General features: G+C 32.6%; 26 protein-coding genes and 6 pseudogenes. 21 read left to right on the top strand and 11 right to left on the bottom strand.

Annotated elements, in window-relative coordinates; genetic code table 11:
- Nucleotides 1–33: 33 nt before the first annotated feature.
- The 3 genes and pseudogenes from ACZZ95_RS27790 to ACZZ95_RS27780 all read right to left on the bottom strand — a co-directional run bounded on the left by ACZZ95_RS27790 (nt 34) and on the right by ACZZ95_RS27780 (nt 3,275).
- Complete coding sequence (locus ACZZ95_RS27790) at nt 34–825, bottom strand: O-methyltransferase (protein ID WP_463471552.1); 792 nt, start codon at nt 823–825, stop codon at nt 34–36.
- A 15-nt stretch (nt 826–840) separates the two neighbouring features.
- A complete protein-coding gene (locus ACZZ95_RS27785) occupies nt 841–1,302 on the bottom strand; it encodes an FKBP-type peptidyl-prolyl cis-trans isomerase (protein ID WP_463471550.1) in 462 nt (153 codons plus the stop codon).
- A 111-nt stretch (nt 1,303–1,413) separates the two neighbouring features.
- A pseudogene (locus ACZZ95_RS27780) lies at nt 1,414–3,275 on the bottom strand (ABC-F family ATP-binding cassette domain-containing protein).
- Nucleotides 3,276–3,504: 229 nt separating this feature from the next.
- Between ACZZ95_RS27780 and ACZZ95_RS27775 the strand changes: the two are divergent.
- Both ACZZ95_RS27775 and ACZZ95_RS27770 read left to right on the top strand, forming a co-directional pair.
- Nucleotides 3,505–3,951: a hypothetical protein gene (locus ACZZ95_RS27775; RefSeq protein ID WP_463471549.1), complete on the top strand. Its 447-nt coding sequence runs from the start codon at nt 3,505–3,507 to the stop codon at nt 3,949–3,951.
- Complete coding sequence (locus ACZZ95_RS27770) at nt 3,917–4,507, top strand: hypothetical protein (RefSeq protein WP_463471548.1); 591 nt, start codon at nt 3,917–3,919, stop codon at nt 4,505–4,507. Before ACZZ95_RS27775 ends, ACZZ95_RS27770 begins: the two co-directional genes overlap by 35 nt.
- Here the strand turns inward: ACZZ95_RS27770 and ACZZ95_RS27765 are convergent.
- Nucleotides 4,458–5,396 (bottom strand): T9SS C-terminal target domain-containing protein, encoded by a 939-nt coding sequence (locus ACZZ95_RS27765; protein WP_463471547.1) that lies wholly within the window; start codon nt 5,394–5,396, stop codon nt 4,458–4,460. The genes ACZZ95_RS27770 and ACZZ95_RS27765 overlap by 50 nt on opposite strands.
- Before the next feature lie 247 nt (nt 5,397–5,643).
- Between ACZZ95_RS27765 and ACZZ95_RS27760 the strand changes: the two genes are divergently transcribed.
- Nucleotides 5,644–7,062: an undecaprenyl-phosphate glucose phosphotransferase gene (locus ACZZ95_RS27760; protein WP_463471546.1), complete on the top strand. Its 1,419-nt coding sequence runs from the start codon at nt 5,644–5,646 to the stop codon at nt 7,060–7,062.
- 9 nt (nt 7,063–7,071) lie between these two features.
- On the opposite strand, the gene ACZZ95_RS27755 is transcribed toward ACZZ95_RS27760, so the two are convergent.
- Entirely contained in the window at nt 7,072–7,809 is a 738-nt protein-coding gene (locus tag ACZZ95_RS27755; RefSeq protein ID WP_463471545.1) for a tyrosine-protein phosphatase, read from the bottom strand.
- 109 nt (nt 7,810–7,918) lie between these two features.
- Between ACZZ95_RS27755 and ACZZ95_RS27750 the strand changes: the two genes are divergently transcribed.
- Together ACZZ95_RS27750 and ACZZ95_RS27745 are read left to right on the top strand one after the other, a co-directional pair.
- Nucleotides 7,919–8,743, top strand: a complete 825-nt coding sequence (locus tag ACZZ95_RS27750) for a DUF5009 domain-containing protein (RefSeq protein ID WP_463471544.1) — start codon at nt 7,919–7,921, stop codon at nt 8,741–8,743.
- A gap of 156 nt (nt 8,744–8,899) precedes the next feature.
- Entirely contained in the window at nt 8,900–9,112 is a 213-nt protein-coding gene (locus ACZZ95_RS27745; protein WP_463471543.1) for a hypothetical protein, read from the top strand.
- A gap of 66 nt (nt 9,113–9,178) precedes the next feature.
- Here ACZZ95_RS27745 and ACZZ95_RS27740 read toward each other — a convergent pair whose 3' ends face one another.
- Nucleotides 9,179–9,658 carry a hypothetical protein gene (locus tag ACZZ95_RS27740; RefSeq protein ID WP_463471542.1) on the bottom strand — a complete coding sequence of 160 codons (480 nt, stop codon included), beginning with the start codon at nt 9,656–9,658 and terminating at the stop codon, nt 9,179–9,181.
- A gap of 307 nt (nt 9,659–9,965) precedes the next feature.
- Here ACZZ95_RS27740 and ACZZ95_RS27735 point away from each other — a divergent pair, with 307 nt between their 5' ends.
- The 13 genes and pseudogenes from ACZZ95_RS27735 (at nt 9,966) to ACZZ95_RS27675 (ending at nt 19,264) form a co-directional block, all read left to right on the top strand.
- Entirely contained in the window at nt 9,966–10,319 is a 354-nt protein-coding gene (locus ACZZ95_RS27735; protein ID WP_463471541.1) for a hypothetical protein, read from the top strand.
- Nucleotides 10,300–11,070 (top strand): hypothetical protein, encoded by a 771-nt coding sequence (locus ACZZ95_RS27730; RefSeq protein ID WP_463471540.1) that lies wholly within the window; start codon nt 10,300–10,302, stop codon nt 11,068–11,070. Before ACZZ95_RS27735 ends, ACZZ95_RS27730 begins: the two co-directional genes overlap by 20 nt.
- A 31-nt stretch (nt 11,071–11,101) precedes the next feature.
- Nucleotides 11,102–12,265 carry a glycosyltransferase family 2 protein gene (locus tag ACZZ95_RS27725; RefSeq protein ID WP_463471539.1) on the top strand — a complete coding sequence of 388 codons (1,164 nt, stop codon included), beginning with the start codon at nt 11,102–11,104 and terminating at the stop codon, nt 12,263–12,265.
- An 84-nt stretch (nt 12,266–12,349) separates the two neighbouring features.
- A pseudogene (locus ACZZ95_RS27720) lies at nt 12,350–13,689 on the top strand (dihydrolipoamide acetyltransferase family protein).
- A gap of 218 nt (nt 13,690–13,907) precedes the next feature.
- Nucleotides 13,908–14,679, top strand: a pseudogene (locus ACZZ95_RS27715) (exonuclease domain-containing protein).
- Nucleotides 14,680–14,769: 90 nt separating this feature from the next.
- Complete coding sequence (locus ACZZ95_RS27710; RefSeq protein WP_463471538.1) at nt 14,770–15,381, top strand: fumarylacetoacetate hydrolase family protein; 612 nt, start codon at nt 14,770–14,772, stop codon at nt 15,379–15,381.
- Nucleotides 15,381–15,725 carry an Hpt domain-containing protein gene (locus ACZZ95_RS27705; RefSeq protein WP_095951968.1) on the top strand — a complete coding sequence of 115 codons (345 nt, stop codon included), beginning with the start codon at nt 15,381–15,383 and terminating at the stop codon, nt 15,723–15,725. Before ACZZ95_RS27710 ends, ACZZ95_RS27705 begins: the two co-directional genes overlap by 1 nt.
- A gap of 180 nt (nt 15,726–15,905) precedes the next feature.
- Entirely contained in the window at nt 15,906–17,159 is a 1,254-nt protein-coding gene (locus ACZZ95_RS27700; protein ID WP_463471537.1) for a CinA family nicotinamide mononucleotide deamidase-related protein, read from the top strand.
- A 71-nt stretch (nt 17,160–17,230) separates the two neighbouring features.
- Nucleotides 17,231–17,468 (top strand): annotated as a pseudogene (gene rpmB, locus ACZZ95_RS27695) (50S ribosomal protein L28).
- 27 nt (nt 17,469–17,495) lie between these two features.
- The gene (gene rpmG / locus ACZZ95_RS27690; protein ID WP_011963553.1) at nt 17,496–17,678 is read left to right on the top strand and encodes a 50S ribosomal protein L33; all 183 of its coding nucleotides are present in this window, start codon (nt 17,496–17,498) and stop codon (nt 17,676–17,678) included.
- Nucleotides 17,679–17,753: 75 nt separating this feature from the next.
- Nucleotides 17,754–17,906 (top strand): DUF4295 domain-containing protein, encoded by a 153-nt coding sequence (locus tag ACZZ95_RS27685; protein WP_008468081.1) that lies wholly within the window; start codon nt 17,754–17,756, stop codon nt 17,904–17,906.
- Between the two features lie 218 nt (nt 17,907–18,124).
- A complete protein-coding gene (ftsY, locus tag ACZZ95_RS27680; protein ID WP_463471536.1) occupies nt 18,125–19,078 on the top strand; it encodes a signal recognition particle-docking protein FtsY in 954 nt (317 codons plus the stop codon).
- 6 nt (nt 19,079–19,084) lie between these two features.
- A complete protein-coding gene (locus ACZZ95_RS27675) occupies nt 19,085–19,264 on the top strand; it encodes a hypothetical protein (RefSeq protein WP_463471535.1) in 180 nt (59 codons plus the stop codon).
- 78 nt (nt 19,265–19,342) lie between these two features.
- Here ACZZ95_RS27675 and ACZZ95_RS27670 read toward each other — a convergent pair whose 3' ends face one another.
- Nucleotides 19,343–20,407 (bottom strand): serine hydrolase domain-containing protein, encoded by a 1,065-nt coding sequence (locus tag ACZZ95_RS27670; RefSeq protein ID WP_463471534.1) that lies wholly within the window; start codon nt 20,405–20,407, stop codon nt 19,343–19,345.
- A 233-nt stretch (nt 20,408–20,640) separates the two neighbouring features.
- On the opposite strand from ACZZ95_RS27670, the gene ACZZ95_RS27665 reads away from it, so the two are divergent.
- Genes ACZZ95_RS27665 through ACZZ95_RS27655 form a run of 3 tightly spaced genes read left to right on the top strand, consistent with a single transcriptional unit; the run spans nt 20,641 to nt 21,859 of the window.
- Complete coding sequence (locus ACZZ95_RS27665; protein WP_463471533.1) at nt 20,641–21,081, top strand: lipocalin family protein; 441 nt, start codon at nt 20,641–20,643, stop codon at nt 21,079–21,081.
- Entirely contained in the window at nt 21,062–21,358 is a 297-nt protein-coding gene (locus ACZZ95_RS27660) for a DciA family protein (RefSeq protein WP_463471532.1), read from the top strand. The genes ACZZ95_RS27665 and ACZZ95_RS27660 overlap by 20 nt, the downstream gene beginning before the upstream one ends.
- A gap of 27 nt (nt 21,359–21,385) precedes the next feature.
- The gene (locus ACZZ95_RS27655; RefSeq protein WP_463471531.1) at nt 21,386–21,859 is read left to right on the top strand and encodes a hypothetical protein; all 474 of its coding nucleotides are present in this window, start codon (nt 21,386–21,388) and stop codon (nt 21,857–21,859) included.
- A gap of 87 nt (nt 21,860–21,946) precedes the next feature.
- Here the strand turns inward: ACZZ95_RS27655 and ACZZ95_RS27650 are convergent.
- The 4 genes and pseudogenes from ACZZ95_RS27650 to bshC all read right to left on the bottom strand — a co-directional run bounded on the left by ACZZ95_RS27650 (nt 21,947) and on the right by bshC (nt 25,529).
- Nucleotides 21,947–22,367: pseudogene (locus ACZZ95_RS27650) on the bottom strand (nucleoside-diphosphate kinase).
- Between the two features lie 175 nt (nt 22,368–22,542).
- Nucleotides 22,543–22,779, bottom strand: coding sequence for a hypothetical protein (locus ACZZ95_RS27645; RefSeq protein ID WP_463471530.1), 237 nt, complete (start codon nt 22,777–22,779; stop codon nt 22,543–22,545).
- A 46-nt stretch (nt 22,780–22,825) separates the two neighbouring features.
- Nucleotides 22,826–23,815 (bottom strand): acyltransferase family protein, encoded by a 990-nt coding sequence (locus ACZZ95_RS27640; protein ID WP_463471529.1) that lies wholly within the window; start codon nt 23,813–23,815, stop codon nt 22,826–22,828.
- Between the two features lie 123 nt (nt 23,816–23,938).
- Nucleotides 23,939–25,529 (bottom strand): annotated as a pseudogene (bshC, locus tag ACZZ95_RS27635) (bacillithiol biosynthesis cysteine-adding enzyme BshC).
- Nucleotides 25,530–25,686: the final 157 nt, after the last annotated feature.

Below are 25,686 nucleotides of genomic sequence, written 5' to 3'. Positions count from 1 at the left end.
AAAAAATGGCAATCAGAAATGATTGCCATTTTTTTATGCTCTTATTGTAAAATGTTCTTTTTCCTGCTCTCTCCTAAAAAACACGAATCCCCATTGAAAAGTATCGATTGTAACTTTTACTTTGGGATGCTTTTTTATAATTTCCCAAGCTTCTTCCATTTCTTCTGACCAATGAATATCATCAAAAATCCAAACCGAATCGTTATTGATTGTTGGCAGTAAAAGCTCAAAATAAGCTAAAGTTGCTTTTTTAGAGTGGTTGCCGTCGAAATATATTAAATCAAATTCTTCAGTCTCAGTTTTTAGTTTCAGTTTAATGTCCTGCAGATAACTCTCGAATTCAGTTATAACCGAATCTACATTATTGAAATTGAATTTTTGCAATTGTAATTGACATTGATTTGCCGTTTGCGGACAACCTTCTAAAGTGACAACTTTTGCGTTTGTGTTTCCAAGAGCAAGGGCAGAAGTCGCCAAGCCTAATGATGTTCCTATTTCTAAAATATTTTTTGGTTGAAAATAGTTTGTTACTCGGAACAGTAATTCGGCACGTTTGGGTGAAATTCCTGCTGTCTGCGCAATTTTACAAATTTGTCTTTTATTTGATTTAAAGACTTTTGAACCTGCTCCAAAATCAGTTACTTCAATGAAGTTTTTGTTCTCTAAAAGTGTTTTTCTGTACTTTTTAAGAATTGCATATTCTGGTTTTGGCTTCCTATCATAAAAACATTTCGTCAATAAATTAAAAACGAAGGGCGAATGAACGGCATGTTCGTTTTTAGATTTCCAGAGAAATTTAAGACAAGATTCTATTTGAAACAGCATTTAGAAAACAAATAATTAATTTACTTTGATCAATTTTACATCAAATATAAGTACAGAACCTCCTGGTATGCCAGGTCTGCTCGTGCTTCCATAACCCAAGTGTGACGGGATTAATAGTACGTGCACGCCACCTTCTTTGAATAAAGGAATTCCCTCTGTCCATCCTTGAATTACTTCGTTTAAAGGAAAAGTAATTCCAGCACTACTACTTTGATCGAATGTTTTTCCGCTGGTAAAAGATCCGGTATATGCAACAGTCACAGATGATGTTGCGGTAGGCTGTTTACCAGTTCCAGGTTCATTAATAATATAATATAAGCCAGAATCTGTTCGCTGAGCAGTTAGATTATTTTTAGTAATATAATCTTTAATCTCCTGTTCGTTTTGCTCTTTGTAATCAGTTTGTGCGTCTTTCTCAGAATTTGAGCAAGAAACAAATAACGTTAAACTAAATAATGCGGCTAATAATTTTTTCATGTGGTATTTAAAATTTAAAATTCTAATATAATAAAATTGTTTTTTTTATCTCAGTTTAAAACTCGAAACCTGAAACCTGAAACCTGAAACCTGAAACCTGAAACAAAAATACTATCCCTCAATCTTTGCAGAAAGCTCAAACCAACGTTCTTCTTTTGAGTCGATTTTGTTTATGATGTTTTGCAATTCGTTTGCTTTCTTCTCAATATCAGCATCGGCTACTTTTCCGTCAGAGAATAATTGTTCGATTTTAGTTTTTTCAATTTCTAAATCTTTAATTTCTCTTTCCAGTTTTTGATATTCCTTTTGCTCGTTAAAACTTAGATTTCCCGTTGGATTATTTTGTTTCCAATCTTTCTTTTCAGCTTTGTTTTCTTCTTTTTGAGCAACGTCGGCGCTGTCTTCATAAGCACGGAAATCAGAATAGTTTCCTGGGAAATTCTCGATTTCTCCATTTCCTCTAAACACAAATAAATGATCCACAATTTTGTCCATAAAGTAGCGGTCGTGCGAAACCACTAATAAACATCCTGGATAATCTAAAAGAAAGCTTTCTAAAACATTAAGCGTTACGATATCCAAATCGTTTGTTGGCTCATCAAGAATTAAAAAGTTAGGATTCTGAATTAAAACCGTACATAAATACAGACGTTTTAACTCTCCACCGCTTAATTTCTCAACATAATCGTATTGTTTTTTCGCATCAAAAAGAAAACGCTCCAGTAATTGAGAAGCCGAAATGATTTTTCCTTTTGCCAGCGGAATATATTCTCCGTATTCTTTAATAATGTCAATTACACGCTGATTTGGTTTCGGGTTGATTCCGCTTTGTGTGTAATAACCAATTTTAATCGTATCACCTTTTACAACGCGTACGCTATCAAGCGGAATTGTTCCCGTAAGAAGATTTAAGAAAGTAGATTTTCCGGTTCCGTTTTTACCAATGATTCCGATACGTGCTCCACGTTGGAAATCAAAACTAAAATCATCCAAAATAACGTGATCCTTAAATTTTTTAGAAATTTTGTGAAGCTCTATAATCTTGCTTCCCATACGTTCCATATTGATTTCAAGCTCGACCTTGTTTTCCTGGCGTGACTTTGTGCTTTTTCTTTAATTACGTAAAAGTCATCCTGACGCGATTTCGATTTAGTCGTTCTCGCTTTTGGCTGACGGCGCATCCATTCTAATTCTTTTACGAATAAGTTTTTGGCTTTGTCAACACTCGCATTTTCAGAGGTAATTCGTTCTTCTTTTTTCTCTAAATAATAAGAATAATTTCCTTTATATTGGTAAAGTTTTCCATTATCCAATTCGATGATTTCGTTACATACACGCTCCAAAAAGAAACGGTCGTGCGTAACCATAAATAAGGTAATATTTTCTTTGGCAAAATAACTTTCAAGCCATTCGATCATTTCAAGATCCAAATGATTGGTTGGCTCATCCAAAATCAATAAATCAGGACGATTGATTAATATGATAGCCAATGAAAGACGTTTTTTTTGCCCTCCTGAAAGATTTTTTACCTTAAGTTTAAAATCTTCTAGTTTTAATTTGAATAAAATCTGCTTGTATTGTGTCTCAAAATCCCAAGCATTATGCTGATCCATTCCGTCAAAAGCTTTTTGGTAAGCTTCTTCGTCGTTTGGATTTTCAAGTGCTTTTTCGTAAGCTTCGATAATTTTTAAAGTTTCATTATCTGAAGCAAAAATGCTTTCTTCAATAGTAAGCTCATCCTGTAGATTATTATCCTGCGATAAAAATGCCATTCTAATTCCCTTTCGCAAAACAACTTGTCCGGTATCTGGTTCATCCAAACCATTGATAATGCTCATAATGGTTGTTTTTCCAGAACCATTTTTAGCAATAAAAGCGATTTTTTGGTCTTTATTGATTCCAAAAGAAATGTTGTCAAAAAGGACTCTTTCGCCAAATGACTTCGATATATTTTCTACAGATAAGTAATTCACAAGAATAAAATTTTTTGCAAAAGTAAACTATTATCTTACGATTTGCGAATTATTTCTAAGATCGGTTTAATTGTTAATAAAAGTCTTACTCTTTTATTTTTCCTGTTAATTTTCTAATCGTCAAAACAGTATTTTTGCTTTCTTTTTCTGGATTTTGATTCAATAAGAGCAGAAAAAAAATACCACATAATCATTATTTAAAGAATTAAAAATCATTAAAAAAAAACAAATGAAACAACAAATTTTAGCGCTAAGTTTTGTCATAATTTTATTTTATTCGTGCGCTGACGATTCTGAGAGTGCTCCTGAGGCAATTAAGGGTGAAGTAAAGGTAGATTATAGAGTAGATACAGGTGTAATTGAAGATTTCGTTGTAAATACAGACAATACGGTTTATTATACAGGACAATTAAATAGTGCGTCTCAAAATTTAATGGTTTTTAATAAAATAGATTTAGATGGCAAAAAAAGCTCTTTGCTAAATCTTGACAAGTCTATTTTCTTCAATAATAGGTTGTCGTATAATAGTGCAGGGCAGGTATTGATGTTTACTTTTGATAATGCGCATAGTGATGAATTGTTTCGTTTTGAGAATAATTTTTCTGAAGTAAAATCTTTTTACACCGTAAAACCAGATATCAATGCTCGCATCAATTGGAGCAATTGCAAAAAATGATGATGATACTTATTTTATTTTTGATTACGGGAATATGGCAATTAGAAAAATAGCTCCAGGAATTAATGCGGCTATTCCAGTTGCTGGCTCAGGCTTAAAAGAAGTAAAAGATGGATTTAATACTGAGGCAGGATTTTCAGATATTTATTTGATGGTAGCTAAAAATAATGTATTATATGTTGTAGACGGCTTAGCTATTGAAGGGAAACAAAATAACATTAGAAAAGTTGAACTTTTGGATGCGGGATGGAAAGTTTCTACGTTAATTTCTACTACAACAGATATTTATTCTAGTATTGCTGTTGATTCTAATGGTGATTTGTTTGTTTTGGTTCAGAAGAAAGGAATATATAAATTAAACCAGCAAAGCAGTACGCTTTCCTTATATAAAGGAGGTGAGTTAAAAGTGCAAATAGGAAAAGACCATTCAACACTTAATTTGAATGATGCTGATAAGATGAAAATTAAGGGTAATGACCTGTATTTGACAGGAAATATGTTTGCATTTACCAAAATTTCAGATTTTCAGGCAAAATTCTTAGAAGCTGGCAAATAAGATTTTTACATAAGCGTTGCAATATTGTAACGCTTATTTTTTTAAATGAAGGTTCAAAACAGGACTCAAATCCAAATAATGAATCTCTCTGCGGTACATTTATAATAGGTTTTCGAACAAGAGCTTCATTAGTCAAAAAATAATGCAGACCATCTGTAGTTGCAATTCCTTCAATTTGATGAAATGGAAGTTTCAACTTTATTCTTCTTTTATTTCCAGACAAAAAATCTTGATTTGTAAAATCGTAAAGCAGATACAAAAATGGTTTTCCTACTTTGGTATAACCGCACAAAACAATTAGATTTTTATTTTCTAAGTAGGTCGCACCAGTTACTAAACCTTTTGTGTCTAATATTGATTTTAGTTTTGCTGTCTGCGTTCCTGTTTGATTTGGTAAAACATAAATACTGGTTTTAGAAGATTTCCATTCTTTGGTAAACAAATAAATGCTGTCTTTAGAGACAATAAAAGCTTCGCAGTCAAAATTTGTTTTGTTTGGTTTTGAAGCAGAAAAATCAGTTTGTTCAGAATAGGAAAACGAAATTGTCTCAATTCTTGGTTTTTCTTCTAAAAATGATTTTTTGTCAATCTTATAAATCTTTAAATCAGATCGGTTTCCAGAATAATTATTTCCGAAATCACCTATATAAATATGTGAACTGTCTTGAGCAATTTCTTCCCAATCATGATTAATAAGATCATTTAGAACAATTTTTCTTTTAATTTTCCCTAAAGAATCCAATCCGTAAATTGTTTTGTCGTGGTCATCATTATGTGTCCAAAGTAAATTATCGAACGCAATTAATCCAGAAGTCTCTTTTATAGAATCGCTTAAATCTTTCGAAAACTCTGGTTTTAATTTTACTTTTTTATAACTGCGAGCTTCCATCGTTTTCTGTTGCTTTTGGATTATAATTATTCGCCAAAGGATCTGTGCAACCTGAAGTTTGCGAGTAAACCGAGGTTGTAATTACAAGAAAGCAGAAAAAATATTTTATCATGATTGCAATATTAAATTTGCATAGGTTAAAAGTAAAGTTTTAATAATTAGAATAAAATAACTACAAAAAATATAATTAAAATGTTACTTTGCGAGCAATTAAATTTTATTCTTCAGAATAGAATTATCCCCCGTTATGAAGATTTTACAAGAACTGTCTCATTACCGAATCTCGCGTTACTTCAAACTTTTGTTTGTTGTAGTAGATATTGTATTGTTAAACTTAGCAACAGTACTTTCTGCATTTGCAAGATTTGGCGGTTTAGAGCACTTGTTGTCTAAAGAGGAACGAACAATTGCTCTTTTGGCGATTTTAATCTGGATTACATTGCTTCTTCAAAATGATTCAAATAGAAGTGTTCGTGTTGAACCTATAGAATCTATTTTATGGAGGACAATGAAGAAAGTATTAATTCACGCGACGATAGTTTCCATATTTGTTGTTTATCTAAAGTATGCCGATATATCAAGACTTCGAATGGTATATTTTTATCTCATCTTCTTCGGGCTTTTAATGGTTTCCAGATTTTTATCGATGAAACTTTTAAAATATATTCGAGCGCAGGGATACAATTTTAAAACATTTATAATTGTCGGTGCAAATGAAGCCGGTGAGGGAATTAGAAAAGTACTTGCAAAAGATCTAACGTACGGATATCGTTTCTTAGGTTTTTTTGATAAAAGAGAAAATGTAAAAGTTGTTGATCCAGCTTTTATTGTTGGGCAGTTTGAAAACATTGAAAATTTTGTAATTGATAAGAAAATCGATGAAATGTATGTAGCATTACACATCGATAACATCGAAATAATTACAGAATTAATTAGAATCTGCGAACAAAACATGGTTCGAATTAAATTTATTCCAGACTTCCAATTGTATACAAAAGCGAGTAAAGTCGAAGTTGCTTTTTATGAAAATACTCCTGTATTAATGTTCCGTACAGAACCTTTAGAGTTTGCATCTAACAGACTTTTAAAAAAGATTTTTGATATTTGTTTTTCTAGTCTTGTAATCCTCCTTATTTTTCCTTGGCTGTTTCCTATAATTATGATTATTATAAAATTAGAATCTCCAGGCCCTATTTTTTTTAAGCAGGAAAGATCAGGAAGAGACAATAGGTCTTTTATGTGCTTCAAATTTAGAAGTATGCATGTCAATGGCTTAGCACATAATAAGCAGGCCGAAAAAGGCGACAGTCGTATTACTAAATTTGGGGCTTTTATTCGTAAAACCAGTATAGACGAATTACCGCAGTTTTTTAATGTTTTCTATGGAGACATGTCTGTGGTTGGGCCAAGACCGCATATGGTTAATCTTGCCAAAGAATACAGCGATTTGATCGATAATTACTTTGTACGCCAATATGCCAAACCAGGAATTACCGGCTGGGCTCAAGTAAATGGTTTTAGAGGAGAAACGAAAGTTTTAAGCGATATGGAAAATAGAGTAGAATACGATATTTGGTATATCGAAAACTGGAGCTTTCTGCTTGATATAAAAATTATTGTAAAAACGGTAATTAATATTCTTAAAGGAGAAGAAAATGCATATTAACCACTATTTCTAGAATTTGAAAAATTGATTGTTGGCAACAACTTTTTTTAAAGTATCAATATTTGCGACTTTTATTTTTTCATTAAACGATGCAATATGTTTTCGATGGTGCACGTCAGTTCCGCAAAAATCGTACATTCCCTTTTTTAGCGACTCATCTGCTGTTTTGGCAACTTTTGAACCATAATATCCAACAACAGAAAGAAGATTTAATTGAAAAAAACATCCTGCGTTTTTTAGTTTTTCATATTCACTAAAATTTTCATGATAAAATAGATATCGTTCAGGATGCGCTAAAACAGGCGTGTAACCAGCAACTTGTATATCAAAAATTGTTTTGTAAAGATTTAAGGGAGCACTTAAATAAGATATTTCGACAAGAACATAATTTTCTTTTAAAGTCAATAGTTTTTCTTCTTTTAAATGATTGTCAAACCAATTATCCATAAAATATTCGGCAGATGCCTTAAATGGAATCTCAATTTTGTTTTCTTCTAATGCATTTTTTGTTTCCTGAAGTTTTGACTCTATAATTTCAGGAGTATTATTCCAAATGAAATGACTTATATGCGGTGTTGTGATAATTTGGCTGATTCCTAATTCTTGAAAAGATTTAGTAAGCTCAACAGATTTTTCAAGAGTATTGGCGCCATCATCAATTCCTGGTAAAAGGTGAGAATGAATATCGACAAAGTCGCCGTCAAACAGATCTTTTAATACAGGTTTTGATTTGAAGAATGTAAACATGGGGCAGATGTGTTTAACTCAGTTTATAAATGCAAAATTAACATAGAAATCGTAACAAGACATTTTAGAATTATACTATATTTGATTTTTAGTAAAATAGTAAAAAATTATGAAAATAAAAGAGAATTTGTTTAATCAAAGGATTATTTCTATTGATGCTCTACGTGGAATTACGATTTTTGTAATGATTTTTGTTAATGAACTGGCCAGTATTAAAAATGTCCCGCAATGGATGAAACACATGCCTGCAGATGCAGATGCAATGACTTTTGTAGATTTAGTTTTTCCTGCTTTTTTATTTATTGTCGGAATGTCTGTTCCATTTGCTTTTAATGCCAGACTGCTAAAAGGCGACTCTGCAAAAACAATTTGGACACATACTTTCAAACGAGCTTTAGCCTTAATAATAATCGGCGTTTTTATGGTCAATGCCGAATATGGTTATGACGTCGCTAAAATGATTATAGCACCAGCTTTTTGGGGACTTTTGGCTTATTCAATGCCAATTCCCATTTGGAATAAATATCCTAAAGATTTTCCTCTGTGGTTAAAAAATGTACTTCAATATGGCGGAATCTTGGTTTTAATTGCACTTTACTTTTTATACATTCAAGATACTGGAGAAAGGGGAATGACTCCAAAATGGTGGGGGATTTTAGGACTTATAGGCTGGGCGTATCTTTTTACGGTTGTTTATTATTGGCTGGTTTCCGGAAATCTTTGGGCAATGATTGGATTCTTAGTTTTTTGTGTAGTTATGAATTCGCTAAACCTAACCGAAAATTCATTTGTTCAAACTATTTCCTGGCTTAGTTTTATTGCGGGACATCTTACACATGCTTGCTTTAGTAGCCTGCTGGAATTGTTATTTCGTTATTGTTTTTTGATAGAAAAATCGAAAGTAAAATCAATTGGCCGGTTATTGGTTTTATAGTTTTGTTTTTTGCCGTTGGATTTTTTCTTAGACCGTATTTCGGAATTTCAAAAATACAAGGAACTCCATCTTGGACAATGTTATCGGCAGGAATTTGCACCATTTTGTTCTATTTTTTGTATTGGCTTATGGAAGTTAAAAAACAAACAAAATGGAGTGATTTTTTCATGCCTGTCATACGCAAATCCGTTATTGATTTATATTTTGCCGGGTGTTATTTATTATTTCTGTGATGCATTTAATATTCATTTTATACCAGAATATTTCAGAGAAGGAATTCTTGGAATTGTTTGGTCTTTAGTGTTTTCTACGATTATGCTTTTAGTTATGAAAATCCTTAACAGATATAAAATACAGATGCGACTTTAATGTTCGGTTTTAGTCGCAGTCATAGTTTTTAATTAACAGACTGTGACTGAAAACTGTGACTGAAGACTAAAAAATAATAACTGACTTTATCTTCAATACAGATCCAGAAACAGGATTGTAATTCACAAAGTTGAATTTACATAAATTATGAATATTTAAAACCTTTCCGTCCGGCAGTTCATCTTGTTTAAAATTGGACCAAGGAATTTTGATGGTTTTAAATTGATTTGGAGACGCAGGGAGACTAACTCTTGGGTGTGATCCTCCGTGAACGCGACCTGTTCCTTCTTGATTTCCCTCTCTCGCTTGCAGTTTTATAATTTGAGTAGACTGATAGGTAATTTCAACATATTTTGATTCGTCGGAAAGATTCGTCGGAATTCCATCATTGGTTTCAGATGAAGTAATTAGTACATTCAATTCTATTTCCCCCTTCGGATTATTTTTTGTGGTAACAGCAATAATTCCTTTTTGTTTACGGATGCGATTGATCTCTTCTTCATTTTCTTTAGCTGGTCCGGCAATAAACCATTTGTTAGACTTCACAAGATCTGTTTGTTTTTCTTGAGATTTTGCAGAAAATCCTAAAAGGAAGAAAAGAAAAAAGTAAAGAGTAAAATAGCGCACAAGTTTTTTCAAAATCAATGATTAGTTCAAGCCAAATTTAGTTTTTTTACCTCATTTAAAAATCTTTTTTATTCCCTTACAATTTTTGATTGTTATTCTTAATAAAATTTTAAATTTGTAAGAGATGGTTTTTAAAATGTTGTAAGTGAATAGTTTAAAAATTACATATATTTTATTGCTTTTTTTTACAGCCTCGTTTTGCAACGCTCAAAACGACAGTATAAGTATGGGTACTCGAGATATTTTAGATGTTATTCATAAAGTTTTTCACAAAAATGATACGGTCAAAAAAGACAATCAAAAGAAATTAGCTTTCTCTTTATTGCCAGTTCCTGTAGATGTAAATTCTAGTACGGGTTTGGTGGTTTCTTTTTTAACGACATTTTATTTAGGCGAAGACCATCAAAAAACAAAAATGTCTCAAGTTACATTTTCGCCCTATTTTAGTTTTACCAAACAATATGTTTTTCCTATTCAATCCTACATTTATACCAGTGAAGACAAATGGAATTTTATGGGAGATTACCGGTATATGATTTATCCGCTGACTTACTTACGGTTTGGGAGAACACGATTCTAAAGAAGAAATGTCGACTCTCGATTATCAGCAATGGCGTTTTTATCAGTTTGTAACCCGAAAGATTGTTGGCAATTATCGTTTAGGAGTTGGTTTTCTTTTTGATAATTATCAGAATATTTCTGAAGAATCTTATATAGATGGTGAAACCGACTATTTTCAATATATGAATGGCGATTATTCTAATGAAAGTTCGTTCGGATTTGCAATTCAAGGTCTTTATGATTCAAGAAAAAATAGTATCAATCCAGACCAAGGTTTATACGTAGAAGCCGATTTAAGGATTAATACCAGCGGAGTAGAAGGCGATAAGTGGCAGTCCTTATATATTGATGCCCGAAAATACCACTCTTTTAGTACAACCAAACACAAAGTCTGGGCTTCAAGAGCTTTTTATTGGTCTACTTTTGGTGGGAAACCACATTATTTAGATCTTCCGAGTATTGGCTGGGACCGCGAAGGAAAAACGGGACGAGGTTTTACAAAAAACCGTTATAGAAGCAACGCCTTAATTTATTTTGAAACCGAATATAGAACCGATATTAGTCGGAACGGATTTTTTGGCGCCGTATTTTTCACCAATATTTCTTCGGTTTCTAAATTGGAAACTTACGATTTTAAAAAATGGAATCCAGCTGTTGGAACAGGAATTCGCATTAAATGGAACAAACGAAACGGCAGTAATTTAGCACTCGATTACGGAATTAGTAAAAACGATTGGTCTTTGCGTTTGGGGTTATCAGAAAATTTCTAACTTTCGACCCGAATTTACAGATCAAATATTCATGCAGTTATCCATTATTATCCTCAATTATAATGTCCGTTACTTTCTGGAACAATGCGTTTTAAGTGTTAAGGAAGCAATAACTGGCATTGATGCAGAAATTATCGTAGTCGATAATAATTCATCAGATGATAGTGTTTTGATGATGCAGGAAAAATTTCCAGAAGTACAATTAATTCAAAACAAAGAAAATTTTGGTTTTCCAAAGGGAAATAATATTGGTTTTCGTCAAGCGAAAGGAAAGTACATCTGTATTTTAAATCCTGATACTGTCGTTGCCGAAGATACTTTTGTAAAAATTCTGGCTTTCGCCGAAAGGCAGACTAATCTCGGAATTATAGGCTGTAAATTGGTAGACGGAACGGGGGACTTTCTTCCAGAAAGCAAACGCGGCATTCCAACGCCATGGGTTGCATTTACTAAGATTTTCGGTTTGTATAAAATCTTTCCTAAAACAAAACTTTTTAATCGATATTACGCCCAGCATTTAAATGAAAATGAAACAGGAAAAGTTGATATTCTGGTTGGTGCTTTTATGTTTTTGGAAAGTAAATTATACCAAGAATTAAATGGTTTTGATGAAAACTGTTTTATGTATGCTGACGATATTGATTTGTCTTACCGTATTTTACAAAAGCAAAAAGCTAATTTTTATTTTCACGAAACAACGGTTTTGCATTATAAAGGTGAAAGTACTGTGAAAGATGAAAAATATATGATGCATTTTCAGGAAGCCATGAATTTTTTCTACAAAAAGCATTTTAAAAAATCATTGTTTTTTAGTTTCTTCATTCAAATTGGAACTTGGTTTTTCTCTTTTGTAAAAATGTTTCAAGGAAAAACGAAAACAAAGACCAGTCCTGAATCGTATGTTTTTTACTCTTTAAATAAAGATTTGTCTGAAAAATTAGCCTTAACTTTAAAAAATAAAGTCAGCTTTTTAGAAATCCCCGCGGAAAAAATGGTAAATTCGTGCCTTGTTTTTAAGGGTAAAAAGGTGGAGATAATTTTGGATAATCAGTATGTTTCATTCAAAAAATGTATCAAAATCATAGAATCTCTTAAAGATAAGAGTATTACTTTTAAAATTTTACCCAAAAACACCAATTTTATTATTGGAAGTGATTCTCGAAATGACAGAGGTCAAATTATAAAAATGGAGTAAAAAATTATATTAAATGTAATTTATATTTAAAATATTCAGTAATTTCGCAATCTGAAAATCAAAAACATCTTTTAGATTAACAATATGGCAAGATTTGAATTAAAGCTTCCAAAAATGGGAGAAAGTGTCGCTGAAGCAACTATTACAAATTGGTTGAAAGAAGTTGGAGACAAAATTGAAGCTGATGAAGCAGTACTTGAAATTGCAACAGATAAAGTTGACAGCGAAGTGCCTAGCGAAGTATCAGGAATTTTAGTTGAGCAGTTGTTTGGTAAAGATGATTTAGTACAAGTAGGGCAGACGATTGCCATTATTGAAACTGAAGGTGGTGATGCAGTGATTACAGAAACAAATGCAGTAGAAGAATCTGCTGTTCCTGCAGAAGCAGTTGAGATTGAAAACACAATTGAAGCGGTTAAAGAAACTGTTACAGGTGAAGATTTCTCAGGATCAGAAAAATTCTTTTCTCCATTAGTAAAAAACATCGCAAAAGAAGAAAATATCTCTTTGAGTGAATTGGAAAACATGGCAGGTTCTGGAAAAGACGGCCGAGTTACCAAAGAAGATATTTTAAAATATATAGAAGATCGTAAGTCTGGAATTGTAACTCCTAAAAGTGCACCAATTGAGACTGCGACTGCAACTCCAGTTGCTCCAAAAACGCCGGAACCAGTTGTTCAAAAAAGCCAGCAGGCAGTTCCAGTTTCTGTAAATGGAGGAGACGAAATTATAGAAATGGACAGAATGCGTAAACTGATTTCGGGCTATATGACGGCTTCAGTGCAGACTTCTGCGCACGTACAGTCGTTTATTGAAGTTGACGTGACGAACATTGTGAAATGGAGAGAGAAAGTAAAAGCTGCTTTTGAAAAAAGAGAAGGAGAGAAACTTACTTTCACCCCAATTATGATGGAAGCGGTTGCAAAAGCATTAAAAGATTTCCCTGGAATGAATATTTCTGTTGATGGTGATTATATCATTAAAAAGAAAAACATCAATTTAGGAATGGCGCAGCGTTGCCAAACGGAAATTTAATTGTTCCTGTTATTAAAAATGCAGACCAATTGAATCTTGTTGGAATGGCTAAAGCGGTTAACGATTTAGGAAACCGTGCAAAAGCTGGAAAACTAAAACCAGACGATACACAAGGCGGAACTTATACAGTAACAAACGTGGGGACTTTCGGCGACGTTTTCGGTACGCCGATTATCAATCAGCCTCAAGTTGGAATTCTTGCACTTGGAGCGATTCGTAAAGTGCCAGCAGTAATAGAAACTCCAGAAGGAGATTTTATTGGAATTCGCCAAAAAATGTTCTTATCACACTCTTACGATCATAGAGTAGTAGATGGTGCATTAGGAGGAAGTTTTGTAAAAAGGGTAGCAGAATATTTAGAAGCTTTTGATGTAGATAGAGATTTCTAAATAATATTCTAAAAATAAATTTAAATCCGGTAAGTATTAAGAACTTACCGGATTTTTCTTTTGTAAGAAAAGGTTAGAAGTCAAAACCAGATCTTTATTAAGACTCATTTTTGAAAAGTTAAAATTGCGAATTGAAAGCTTTTTTCGACAAAAAAAATAAGAATAAACGAGGAAATTCGGCTTTAAAAATTACATTTGTAAACTTATAAAAATTAGAAATGGAACTCAAACTAAACAAACCAATTTGCTTTTTTGATCTCGAAACAACGGGAATTGATATCGGTAAAGATAGAATCGTAGAAATTTCAATATTTAAAGTTTTTCCTAACGGAAATAAAGAAAGTAAAACCTGGCTGGTTAATCCAACTATTCCAATTCCTCCGCAGACAACTGCAGTTCATGGTATTACTAATGAAAAAGTAGCCAACGAACCTACTTTTGCAGAATTAGCGCACGCAGGTTCATAATATGATTAAAGATAGTGATTTGGGAGGTTTTAACTCAGATCGTTTTGATATTCCGCTTCTTGCCGAAGAATTACTTCGTGCAGGAGTTGATTTTGATATGAAAAATAAAGTATCTGTAGATGTGCAGACTATTTTTCATAAAATGGAAGAACGTACATTAAGTGCGGCTTTAAAATTTTATTGCGGAAAAAGTCTGGAAAATGCCCATTCGGCAGAAGCAGATACAATGGCAACGTATGAAATTTTAAAAGCACAGTTAGATCGTTATCCAGAATTGGAAAATGATATGAAATCATTGTCTGAATTTACAACTCGTAAAAAGATAGCAGATTTTGCTGGAATGATTGCATTTGATGCTGATAATGAAGAAATTTTTACTTTCGGAAAACATAAAGGCGCTAAAGTGGATAAAGTTTTGGAAACGGAACCAGGATATTTCAGCTGGATTCAAAACGCCGATTTTCCTTTGTATACCAAAAAAGTTTTGACGGCAATTAAATTGAGAAAATTAAACACGAAGTAAGGTGCTGAGTCGCTTAGGTTCTAAGATGCTAAGTTTTTGCGTAGTATTCTTAGAGCCTTAGAATCTTAGAGCCTTAGAATCTTATAAAAAATGAAAATTATCTGTGTCGGCAGGAATTATGCCAATCATATAGAGGAATTAAAAAACGAGCGTCCAAGTGAGCCTGTGGTTTTTATGAAGCCTGATTCGGCGGTTTTGTTGAAGCGACATCCATTTGTAATTCCAGAATTTTCGGAAGATGTTCATCATGAACTTGAAATAATCGTAAAGATTAATAAAGTTGGGAAATACATCGAACCAAAATTTGCTCATAAATATTATGATGAAATTAGTGTTGGAATAGATTTTACAGCGCGAGATCTTCAGAGTAAGTTAAAAGAAAAAGGACTTCCGTGGGAAAAAGCCAAAGCATTTGACGGCTCGGCAGTTATTGGTGATTTTTTGCCAAAAACTGATTTTGTTTCTATGGAAAACCTTAATTTTGAGTTGAAAAAAAATGCAGAAACAGTTCAAAAAGGAAATTCAAACATGATGCTTTGGAAAATTGATGAATTAGTTTCTTATGTATCTCAGTTTTTTACGTTAAAAATTGGAGATATTATTTTTACAGGAACGCCGGAAGGTGTTGCGGCTGTAAAACCAAATGATGTTTTAGAAGGCTTTTTAGAAGATAAAAAATTATTCAGAATACAAGTAAAATAATGGCTTTAAAATACAACCTTTCGAAAGTGTATGCGCTTTCAGACAACGACCCTGAATTTGTAAACGAAATTTTAAATTTATTTGTTACAGAAGTTCCCGAAGATTTAAAACAAATTAAAGAAGGAATAAAGAAAAAGGATCATAAATACGCCTATTCATATGCACACAAGATAAAGCCTACTTTAGATTTAATGGGGTTAAATGTGGCTTTTGAAGAGATTCTTCAAGTTGAAGCTTGGACAAAAGCAGAAGGCAAGAAAAAAGATATTATTGAAACCTTTAAAAGTATTAGGATACAAGTTAAAGATGCGATCAAAGAGATTAAAAAAGACTTTGATTTGTAAAATATAAAATACCCAATTCTTGTTTTGTTAAAAGAGAATTGGGTTTTCTTTATCCAATTTGTAGAGAAATTAGTTCTTTATGGTTTTGGGTAAAATGTGGTAGAAATATATAGTACCACTAACAATCTTCATATAATAAACCTGTGAATGATAGGCAGGTAAAAATTTCCTTATAGACATATGAAAGCAACAATCATAACAATTGGAGATGAAATCTTAATTGGTCAAATCGTAGATACAAATTCAGCTTTTATCGCTAAATCACTGGATAGAATTGGAGTTGAGGTGATAGAAATGCTTTCGATCAGCGATGATAAAAAACATATTTTAGATACTTTTGCTCTATTGCAAAATAAAGTGGATGTTGTAATTGTGACGGGCGGATTAGGTCCGACAAAAGATGATGTTACTAAAAAAACTTTCTGCGACTATTTTAACGACGAACTTGTTGTAAATCCAGAAGTTTTAGCACACGTAACGCAATTAATCGAAGGATTTTATAAGAGACCAATTTCACAGCTTAATAAAGATCAGGCTTTGGTTCCGTCAACTTGTACGGTCTTACACAATCAAGTAGGAACTGCGCCGGGAATGTGGATTAAGAAAGAAAACACCGTGTTTATTTCGCTTCCGGGAGTTCCTTATGAAATGAAATATTTAGTAGAAGAAGAAATAATTCCAAAAATAGTTCGTGAATACAAACGTCCGTATATTATTCATAAAACCATTTTGACTTATGGTCAGGGCGAAAGTTTAGTTGCAGAACGTATTGAACATTGGGAAAACAATCTTCCAGAGTTTATAAAACTCGCTTATCTGCCAAATCCAGGTCGCGTTCGCTTAAGATTAACGGCAAGAGGAACTGATAAAGAGCTTTTAGAAGCCGCAATCGAAGAAAATGTGCGTTCGTTAGACTTGATCATCCATGATATTATTGTGGGTTATGAGGAGAATGAAACCATAGAATCTGTGGTTGGTAAGATTTTGACGAAACAAAATAAAACAGTTTCGACTGCAGAAAGTTTTACGGGCGGTCGCGTAGCGTCGCTTTTGTCTGCCGTTCCGGGAGCTTCTAGTTATTTTAAAGGAAGTATTGTGTCTTACGCGACAGAAGCTAAAATAAATGTCTTAGGAGTGCCGGAAGAAATTGTGAAGGAACATTCTGTCGTGAGCGCGACTGTAGCTTCGGCTATGGCTTTGAATGTGAAAAACTTACTAAAAACGGACTATGGTATTGCTACGACTGGGAATGCCGGACCCTCAAAAGGTGATTCAGATGCGGAAATAGGCACAGTTTTTATTGCTTTGGCAACCCCAACGGAGGTAATTGTAGAAGAATTTAACTTCGGACAACCTCGTGAAAAAGTGGTAGATAGGGCAACAGTTAAGAGTTTAGAAATATTACAGAAAGAAATTTTAAAATTTGTGCAATAATTTTTTGCTACAATGGTTTATTTTTCTTTTCTTTGCACCCTGATTTTGAATAACGATAAAAGATAAGTATAATGTCAAGAGTTTGTGACCTTACAGGTAAAAGAGCGATGGTAGGAAATAACGTTTCTCACGCTATGAACAAAACTAAGAGAAAGTTTTCTGTAAACTTAGTTAAAAAGCGTTTTTATCTTCCAGAAGAAGATAGATGGATTACTCTTAGAGTAGCAAGCATCTACGATAAAAACAATTAATAAAAATGGAATCACTGCTGTTTTGAAAAAAGCACAGTCAGAAGGATTTATCAAATAATCTTTTCCTAAATAAATATATAGCAAGATGGCAAAGAAAGGTAATAGAATCCAGGTAATTTTAGAATGTACTGAACACAAAGCTTCTGGTGTTGCAGGAACTTCTAGATACATTACAACTAAGAACAAAAAAAATACTCCAGACAGATTAGAGATTAAAAAATTTAATCCAGTTTTGAAAAGAGTAACTGTTCACAAAGAAATTAAGTAATAATTAGAGATTTTTGTAAATCTCGAATGGTTTTGCCATGCGAGTTTTATAAAAGCTTCAAATAACATTTGAATCATGGCAAAGAAAACCGTAGCATCGTTACAAACATCTTCTAAGAGATTATCAAAAGCCATCAAAATGGTAAAATCTCCTAAAACTGGTGCATATACATTCGTAGAATCTATTATGGCTCCTGAAGAAGTTGATGAATTCTTGAAAAAGAAATAATTACAATTACATTATATAGAAAAGCTACTTTCTTTCGGAAGTAGCTTTTTTATTACCTATATTTGTCTATAAATTTAAAGAAAAACAGTAATTGACTTTTTTTAATATGGATTTCTGTTTAAATCAAGGTTAATTGAAAAACAATTGCACTTTCTTTAAAGATTTGGATTTCTGATCTGAAAATCAAGAGATCTAATAAATCTAAAAATCTACAAAAAATGAGTTTTTTTAAAAAATTATTCTCTACCGAAAAAAAAGAGACTTTAGACAAAGGTCTCGAAAAAACAAAAACTACTTTTTTCTCTAAATTAAGTAAAGCCGTTGCAGGAAAATCTAAAGTTGATGATGACGTTTTAGATAATCTGGAAGAAATTCTTGTGGCTTCGGATGTTGGTGTAAATACAACTCTAAAAGTAATTTCAAGAATAGAAAAACGTGTTGCCGAAGATAAATATTTAGGAACAGATGAATTGAATCAGATTCTGAGAGAAGAAATAGGAGCTTTATTATCTGAAACTAATTCGGGTGAAGCTACAGAATTTGAAATTCCGAAAGATAAAAAACCTTACGTTTTAATGGTTGTTGGAGTTAACGGTGTTGGAAAAACTACAACAATCGGTAAATTGGCTTATCAATTTAAGAAAGCAGGTCATAAAGTGGTTTTAGGTGCGACTGATACTTTTCGTGCGGCAGCTATTGACCAATTGCAAGTTTGGGCAGATCGTGTTGATGTGCCAATCGTAAGACAAAATATGGGAAGCGATCCTGCTTCTGTAGCTTTTGATACTTTGCAGTCTGCAGTTGCCCAAAACGCAGATGTCGTTATTATTGATACCGCTGGACGTCTTCATAATAAAATCAATTTGATGAACGAATTGACGAAAGTAAAACGTGTAATGCAGAAAGTTGTTGCTGATGCACCTCATGATGTACTTTTAGTTTTAGATGGTTCAACTGGTCAAAATGCTTTTGAGCAGGCAAAACAATTTACAGCGACGACAGAAGTAACTTCATTAGCTGTAACTAAATTGGACGGAACTGCAAAAGGCGGAGTTGTTATTGGTATTTCAGATCAATTTCAAATTCCGGTAAAATATATTGGTGTTGGCGAAGGAATTGAAGACTTACAGGTCTTTAATAAATATGAATTCGTTGATAGTTTCTTTAAATAATTTATAATGAGTTTTGAATCTTTAAAAAATATATCAGCCGTTGCTTTTTATTTTGCAAGTGTGATATGTTTTGTTTTAGCAAATGTATTGAAAGATAGTAATCTTTCTGTTTATTATGTCTTGTTGGTTGTTGGGGTTATTTTATTCTTTTTAGGTGTTCTTAAAAGAATGCGAACTAATCGATAATTTCGCAATTAATAATTGATTATAAAAATATTGAGCTTTTAAATAAAGGTGAATCACATTTGTTTAAAAGCTCATTTTTTATTGATACAAAGCATTAATTTTTTCCCATAAGGTTTTGTCAAAATCAGATAGGGCTAGATTTACGTTATCTGCGGCATCTCCCATTCTAATTACAACCATTTTCGTGCTTGGAATGATATAGATTTTTTGATCATTTTTTCCTAAAGCCATAAACATGTCGCTTGGAGCATTTGGAATTACGCTTCCTTGAAATTTTAGCTGGGATTGCGGTAAATGATACGAGCTTTTTCCGTTTAACCACCACAAATAGCCATATCCTAAATTGATGTCTTGCGAAGTTGTTGTTGCTTCGTTAAAAAATGATTCATTTAAAATTACGTTGCTTTCCCATTTTCCTTTATTCAGCATTAATAAGCCAAATCGCGCCATGCTTCTTGTATTGCTAGTATAAACGCTGTTTGCGCCAATCTGTACCCAATTGCCATTCATTCCGATTTTATCTCTTAATTTGGTGTTGAAATAACTTTCCCAACTTTGTCCGCTGGCTTTAGCAACAACATCTTGTAGTTTTACATAAACATTATGATAAGCCCACCTTTTGCCAGCATCTGCTTTGTATTTTAGATTTGCTGGATCAACTTCGTCAGTGCTGTCATCCAGTCCAGAAGTCATAGATAATAGATGTTTGCAGGTAATCTGGTTTTCTTGTGCTAGAGCTTCGATTGTCCAGCCGGTTCCGATATAATCTGATACTTTATTATTTATGTTTAATAATCCTTCCTGCTGTGCAATTCCAGTTGTGGTTGAAGTTAGTGTTTTTCCCGCACTGGCCCAGTACCAGTTTGTGGCGACTGTATGATTATTGAAATAGTTCTCTAAAACAATTCGTCCGTTTACTAAAATAATAAACGATTTAGAATTTTTTAGTTCTAAGTAATCTAAAAGTGGCTGTATTGCATTTTGATTCCATTTTAGATCAGAGATGGATTTTGTTTCCCATGTTGTTCCAGTTAAAGGGGGAAAATAAATGCTTTCTGCTGGAATTGAATCTGTGTCTGTTGAATCTTTACTACACGCTGTAAGTAGTAAGATTGTCAGGAGTGTACAAATGGTTTTGGTCATGTTTTTTAGTTTTGGTTTTGGGGTTTGACCAAAAATATGTAAAATAGTTTAATGTGTTTTATGATTTTTTATTTCTTTTGAATTTATAAGTTTATCTTTGTAGTTCGTCGCAATTTCTTTTGAAAACTTAAGCCCTAGCCCTGATGGAAGCAGCATCCTTTTTCTTTTTTCTTTAAAAAGGAAAAGATACAGCGGACAGCAGGTTTCTGCTCCTTATTAATATTATAATAGTTATGAAAAACACTTTTTTTATTTTGGTTTTGTCTCTTTTGTTTGTTAGCTGCAAGCAAGATGTTAAACCAGCAGACATTGCTAAATTAAATGGTTATTGGGAAATTGAAAAAGTAGTTTTTGACAAAGGAGAAGAGAAAGACTATAAAATGAATGAAACTTTTGATTTTTTTCAAATTAAAAAGAATAAAGGAGTTCGAACGAAAGTGATGCCGCAGTTTGACGGTACATTTTTATCCACAGATACTTTTGAAAATGTCTCAGTTCGTTTTGCTGGTGAACAGGTTTTTTTGGATTATAAAACGGATTATGCAAAATGGAGTGAAGAAATCATTTCGCTTTCTGATGAGCAATTAGTGGTTAAAAATCCACAAAAAATAGAATATCATTATAAAAAAGCGGGACCAATTAATTTATTAAACGATGGCGAAAAGACTAAATAGCGAATCCACAATTAGTGCTGTTTTACAGCAGATTATTCAGGTAAATAAATTACAGCCTGGAATGGATCAAATCGATGTTCGTGATGCCTGGAAACAGCTTATGGGCGACGGTGTAAATACATATACCAAAAATGTTGTTTTAAAAGGAAGTACACTTTATGTGGAATTGGCTTCTGCTGTTCTTCGCGAAGAATTAAGCCACGGAAAATCGAAAATCGTTAAAATGATTAATGAGGAACTTGGTCGTGAGGTTGTAAGGGATGTGGTTTTGAGATAATATTTTGTAGTTGATACCGACTTTATTGTGATGAATATAAAATCTAAATTTAAAATTTTTCCAGTTTTATTGGTTGTCTATGTAAGTGTTTTGCCTGTTATGGTAGTTTATCTATCGGCTACATCTCCAGTAGCTGGCTTGATTTTACCAGTTTTATTCTTGGTTTTTATTGTCTTTTTTTGGATGACAGTTTTTAGGACCAGAGCATGTAAGGTTGAAATTAGGGATAATGTTATAATTATAAAACGTTATTTTGGAATAGGAAAATCTATCGATTATGATTTTGATTCATTAGATGGTTTTATAACTTTATTTGAATCGAGTAAGGGAAATGTTTCGGAATCTATTTTTATTCTTAAAAATGGAAAAAGAGTAGGTAGTATTTCTAGTTTTTACCACATCAATTTTAATCGGTTAAAGTCAGTTTTTAAAGATAAACTGATCGATCTCGGAGAAAGAGAATCTTCTTTTGTAAAAGAAAGTGCGGAGTTATTTAGATAAATAAAAAAATCCTATTTGTTTTTACAAACAGGATTTTTTTATGAATTGCAATTACAGAAAACTGTAACTGCGATTGAAAACCAATTCTTAGAACTGCTCTCTTCCAGCAAAATGGAATGCACTTTCGATAGCGGCGTTTTCGTCACTGTCAGATCCGTGAACTGCATTTTCTCCGATAGAAGTAGCGTATGCTTTACGAATAGTTCCTTCAGCAGACTTCAGCTGGATTTGTAGCTCCAATTAAAGTTCTGAAATCTTCTACTGCGTTATCTTTTTCTAAAATAGCGACAACAATTGGTCCGCGTGACATGAATTCAACTAATTCTCCGTAGAAAGGTCTTTCTGCGTGAACTGCGTAAAATGCTTTTGCATCTGCTACAGTTAATTGAGTTAATTTTAATGAAACGATTTTGAAACCACCATTAGTAATCATTGCTAAGATATTCCCGATGTGTCCGTTTGCAACAGCATCTGGCTTAATCATTGTAAAAGTTCTATTTGTTGCCATTTTATATTTTATTAAATTTTGTGCAAAAGTATACTTTTTTTGTGAATTGATTTTAATAAATTCATAATTAAAACGTAGCAGAACGATGTTTTGATTAAGATAGATGTGAAATACAAAATATAAGTAAATTAAAAGACGCACAAATGTGCGTCTTAAAATGAGTTTTATTGAAATTTTATACTTTAAAGATTTGTTTGTTTCTGTAGAAAATCCAAAGAATAAATGTCCAGATTGCTACATAAGTTAAAGCACCTGCCAAGGAAGTCGCCATAGGATTACTAAAAAATGGAGCGATTCCAAAACGGTATAAATAATCTAAAAGATTGGTTTGTTCTTCTGGATTGTGCGGATTTTGAAATCGAATCATTGTCAATGCCTGCGGGATTATCTGAGAAGCAAAGAAAACGATCATTGGATTTACTCCCCAAATAACAAAAAGTTTAAAACCTTTTTTATATTCAGCAATATCGATAATATAATATAGTAACGCAAGGCAAGTTGTAGCTAAACCTGTTGTGTACAAAACATAACTGTCTGCTCCAAAGTGATTTGTTGATTGGAAAAACGAAATTCCAGATTAACCCGCCGATAATTAAAGCGATTCCGGCAATTGCCATTTTTTTTGCTTTCTCGGTTTTCAAAATATTTTGCAGTAGTAATTGTCCAATTAATAAACCGATAATTCCGTTTACAATTGATGGAATCGTGCTCAAAATTCCTTCAGGATCCCAAGTATTTGTTTCACGGTACATATGTCCTTTTAGTAGAACACTGTCTACCCAAGCGACTAAATTTGTTCCTCGTTCTAAATTGGCTTCACCAAATCCAGGAACAGGAATCAATGTCATAACTGCCCAATATCCTAAAAGCAAAATGATTCCCGTAATAATCTGCATTTTCTTAGTTGTTTTTAAATACAAAAGAGAAACAACAAAATAAACTACTGCAATACGTTGTAGGACTCCTGGAAGTCTCACATCTGCATAATTTTCAAAGCCGCCGTAAGCTAAAATGAGATAAATGAATAATATAGAAAAGGCTAAAATGTTTTTTATTTTAATGCTGAAATTTCCCATTAATGCATAGCCAACAGCAATTGTAATGGCTAATCGCGCTATTAGTAACGAAATGCCTTCCAGACCAAATAATTGAATTTTGCCAAAAAAGTTAAAAAATATTCCGAGACATAACATTCTTAACGAACGTACGAGAATTTTATTAAACGTAGTGTCGTCGTAAATTTTGTCTGGCATTGCAAGCGGTACCGCAACTCCCATTATGAAAACAAAAAAAGGAAATACAAGATCCGTTGGTGTGCGACCATTCCAGTGTGCGTGTAAAAGCGGCGGATAAACATTGCCCCAGTCTCCTGGATTGTTTACGATAGTCATTAATAGAATAGTCAGTCCGCGAAAGACATCAAGCGAAATTAGGCGTTCTCTTACCATTTGGTTAGTTAGTTAATAGGTTATAAAATATAATTCTATTTGGTTTGAGAGAAGCAATAATCTCGGAAATGAGCTGGTTATTTGTTCCGAAATAATTACTTTAATTTTTTAAAGATAATTATTTTAGGTGATTATGATGTTAAAATTATTTTCCAGCGGTTTTAATTTCTGAATTAACAGCGGAATTAATTGTTCTCCGTTTTCTAGATAAAATTCAGAGAAATTACTCTGACGTTCTTGAAGACTGTAATTTGGAAACAATTCGCATTGCAAATCGGTAACGTAGCTGCAATTGATCCTGCAATTTTCTTTTTTGCGCTTTCAATAAACGTTTTTCTAGATTTTCTAATCCTTTTTTCTGTTTCAATTCTTGTGCTTTAACGGCACCAGAAAAAGATTTGTCGGTTTTTTCGGCCAATTCAAAAAGATATTCAAACTGTTTTTCCAGCACTTCTTTTTGCTCTGTTAAATCAATTGGAAATGGAGAAAGTTTGTGTGTAATAGTATTGATTAAAGTTTCAGATTTACTAAATAAATCTTTCCAGCTTAAATCTAAATTATCGGCTTTTTTAGCTTGCTTTTCGGTAGCTAAAAGAACCGAATTACGAACTAATAATATCGGGAAAGTAATATTTACAGCGTCAAAAAATCCTTTTAATTCTAACCAATACGCAATTTCGTCGCCTCCGCCAATGTAACAAAGATTAGGAAGAATAATTTCCTGATACAGCGGACGCATAATTACATTTGGGCTGAATTTTTCTGGATTGCTTTCTGCTAAATTTAAAATTTCTTCTTTGGAAAATGATATTTTGGTATTGTTTACAAGATACTTGTTATCCTCAAAAATGATTCTTTCGCGAAGTTTATCTTCAATATAAAACAAATTAATTTCTCGCGGATTTACCTGAACAGTATAAGCTTCAAGATCTTCAATTGATTTTTGAACTTCTTTAAATGAAGTTTGATTTTCGAGCTCTTCTTTTACAAATGGAATAAAAGCACGTTTCAAATCGGCATTATCAGCATCGATAATTACTAAACCATAATTTGCAAAAAGACTGTTGGCTAAAAAACGTGTGGCATCCGCTAGATTTTCATGTTTTAAATAGGCCTCTTCAAAAAGTTTTTTTAACGTATTCGCGTTTGTGCTTGCGCCCAATTCTTTAGAATAAATTTCAAATAGATCTTCTAATCCTTTTGTAGATAATCTTCCAACGGGACCAGTGCTTTCGGCATTCCAGCGTATTTTTTTTCCTTTAAAATTAAAATAATTAATTTCTTCAAAATCATGATCTTCAGTTGCCATCCAGTAAACGGGAACAAAATTAGAAGAAGGGTATTTCGATTTTAATTCCTTAGTTAAATTAATCGTAGAAATTATTTTATATAAAAAATACAGCGGACCAGTAAATAAATTTAATTGATGCCCAGTTGTAATTGTAAACGTATTTTCTAATGCTAAAAGTGCAATATTATGCTGTGTTGACTCAGAAATTTCAATATTTTCATATTGTTTTTTTAAAGTTTCAACTAATGCAATTCGGTTATTGTTATCAAAATTAGTCGCTTTTTCGGCAATTTGTTTTTCGAAATTTTCTATTGTAGGAAAGTGGTTGTACAGCGGTTTTAATTCTGTTTTTTGATCTAAATAATCTTGCATCAATTTAGAAAAATATCCAGAAGATTGAAAGCTGATACAGTCGGTAGGCATAATTTTAAATTTATTTTTGACAGCTGTAAATTTAATGAAAATATACAGTTAAAAATGCTTTTAACTATTGCTTAAGATTTGATTTTTAATTTTTGTTTTAAAGTTCCAGTAATCAGGTTTTTAAAATGAGATGAAATAATGGTTTTTAAAATATAAA

Source organism: Flavobacterium sp. AC267 (assembly GCF_979258715.1).
The sequence above is the reverse complement of the archived record's forward strand: the minus strand, read 5'-3'. Positions and strand labels throughout refer to the sequence as shown.